This window comes from Aquimarina sp. I32.4 (genome assembly GCF_002924285.1).
In the GTDB taxonomy this organism is placed as follows: domain Bacteria; phylum Bacteroidota; class Bacteroidia; order Flavobacteriales; family Flavobacteriaceae; genus Aquimarina.
Map to the genome: position 1 here is coordinate 1 of NZ_PGUB01000219.1, position 2,168 is coordinate 2,168.

The following is a 2,168-nucleotide window of genomic DNA, read 5'->3' on the forward strand; positions in this document are numbered from 1 at the left end:
AAATTTGATATCAAACCCGAAGATCTAGACTTTTCAACATCTTGATTTTCATTAATTAAATTTGACGTTAGTCGAGATTAAGAAGATGACGACTAAAAAATACATATCAAAAATTTTGAACGGGGTTTTTATTCTGACAACCTTACTTTTTCTACTTGAGGGGCTTACTTCATTTGAGATCAAAAATCAGCCGATAAAGTCATTCACTTATCTAGGAATAATGATATTGCCTCCAATAACCCTAGCGTGGAATCTATGGACATTAAAAACAATAAAGTGGAAAATAATAGGATCTACTCTTTCAATTATTGTCTTGATGGGAATCATAATAATTGGACCGCTGAAAATCATGTTCTCTTCAAGTAGCTGGAAAACACAAACCATCTTATATCAAAATGGGCATTTACCCTTTAAAAAAGTAGAATTTCAAATGCAAGATGTTGGAGCATTAGGATACAATAAGAGAACCGTAGAAGTAATTTATTTGACTGACTTGTTTATGATAGTCAGTCCTGTAGAAAAAGACATTGACCAAAGAGTTGAATGGATAAAAGTTGACAAAGAAATAAATGAACTTGGCCTGAAATTTCCGTGAACGAAATAATAAAACGACACAACAGCATGCAAAGCATGCAGTCTGACGTTATAAACAATTCCTCAAAATCTAAGTAACAATTACAACTATTGAGACATTAATAACAAACAAGAAAATTTAATGAAAAAAAATATTTTTATTATAATATTAATAATCGGAGTTAGTTTTAATGTTAAAGCACAAGAGAAAATTCTAACGGGAAATAGTGGCAAAAGTGATTTTGTTTATAAAAACGGTAATATTGGTGTTGGAACTGATAATCCAATTTCAAAATTATATGTTAGAAATGGAGGACAGCATTTAGCATTTTTAGAAGGCAATAATACTAGTGGGTATAAGCTAAGCATAGGGGTTAATGATGATGGAGTAAATATTGCAAATAATTCTAGTGTTAGAGGGATTAATCTATTAAATGCCAAGCAAAGAATAGAATTTCTAACGGGTTCTAATACCAATAGATATAAACTAAGTATAGGAGTTAATGATGATGGGGTAAATATTGCAAATAACTCTAGTATTAGAGGGTTTAATTTTCGAAACATTAATGGAAACCTATTAAAAGTTTCACATACAGGAAACGCTGCTTTATATGGTAGATTCGAAGCAAAAGAAATAAAGGTTACCTTAACTCCAACTGCTGATTTTGTATTTGAAAAAGATTATAAATTGCCCTCTTTAGATTTTATTGCAAAATATATTAATGACAACAAACATCTTCCTGAAATTGATTCAGCTAAAGAAATGGAAAAAAATGGGGTTAACATTGGAAATTTCCAAATACAATTACTCCAAAAAATTGAGGAACTAACCCTTTATACAATCCAGCAGGAAAATGAAATTAAGCAGCAGAATTCAAAACTAGAAAAACAACAAAAAGAAATTTCAGAATTAAGATTTCTGTTTGAAAAGTTGCTTGAATCCAAAAAATAAAAATCTAAGGTAACATTTGAATATTCTAAGACACTAATTGATATAAATTAAAAAAGGAAATGAGAAAAAAAATATTTACAATCTTAATTTTTGTGGCTTTTACTCAAGCATATGCTCAATGGACTGATAATGGTGCAAATATGACAACGGGAGATAATGTTGGTATAGGAATTGGTTCAGCTATTTCTAAACTTCATGTTGTTATTCAAGAAGATGCTATTTCGTGGCCTGCTGTTATTAATAACACACAAAATAGTTCAACGGTGTCTGGTTATGGAATAGGTATAAAACTTAAGCATGGATGGAATCACGAAGGATGGAAATGGGGAGGAATTGCTTCAGTTCAAGAAAATCCGTGGGCTAATCATTCTGGATTAGCTTTTTATGCAAATGAAACAGAATATATGCGAATAAAATCTAATGGTAATGTTGGTATAGGAACAACAAGCCCAGATATGAAACTTACGGTAAATGGAAATATTCACGCAAAGGAAGTTAAAATCGACCTTAATATTCCCGCACCTGATTATGTATTTAAAGAAGATTATAAACTAAGAAGCATAGAAGAAGTAGCAAACTTTATAAAAGAAAATAGCCATCTGCCAGAAATACCATCAGCAAAAGAATTTGAACAAAATGGAGT

General features: G+C 30.6%; 3 protein-coding genes. All 3 read left to right on the forward strand.

The genetic code is table 11. The features are described from left to right. Positions 1–226 precede the first annotated feature (226 nt). Entirely contained in the window at positions 227–595 is a 369-nt protein-coding gene (locus CVD18_RS22075) for a hypothetical protein (protein ID WP_146052910.1), read from the forward strand. A gap of 120 nt (positions 596–715) precedes the next feature. Beyond that, on the forward strand, positions 716–1,525 hold the full coding sequence (locus CVD18_RS22080) for a hypothetical protein (RefSeq protein WP_103867613.1): 810 nt from the start codon (positions 716–718) through the stop codon (positions 1,523–1,525). A gap of 59 nt (positions 1,526–1,584) precedes the next feature. Then, positions 1,585–2,168: tail fiber protein (locus CVD18_RS22085; protein WP_103867614.1), on the forward strand; the 584-nt coding region annotated here is incomplete at its 3' end.

What these genes read in the sequence shown, in the direction of transcription:
- CVD18_RS22080 (WP_103867613.1), top strand. Translation starts at nt 716, where the DNA reads ATGAAAAAAAATATTTTTATTATAATATTAATAATCGGAGTTAGTTTT.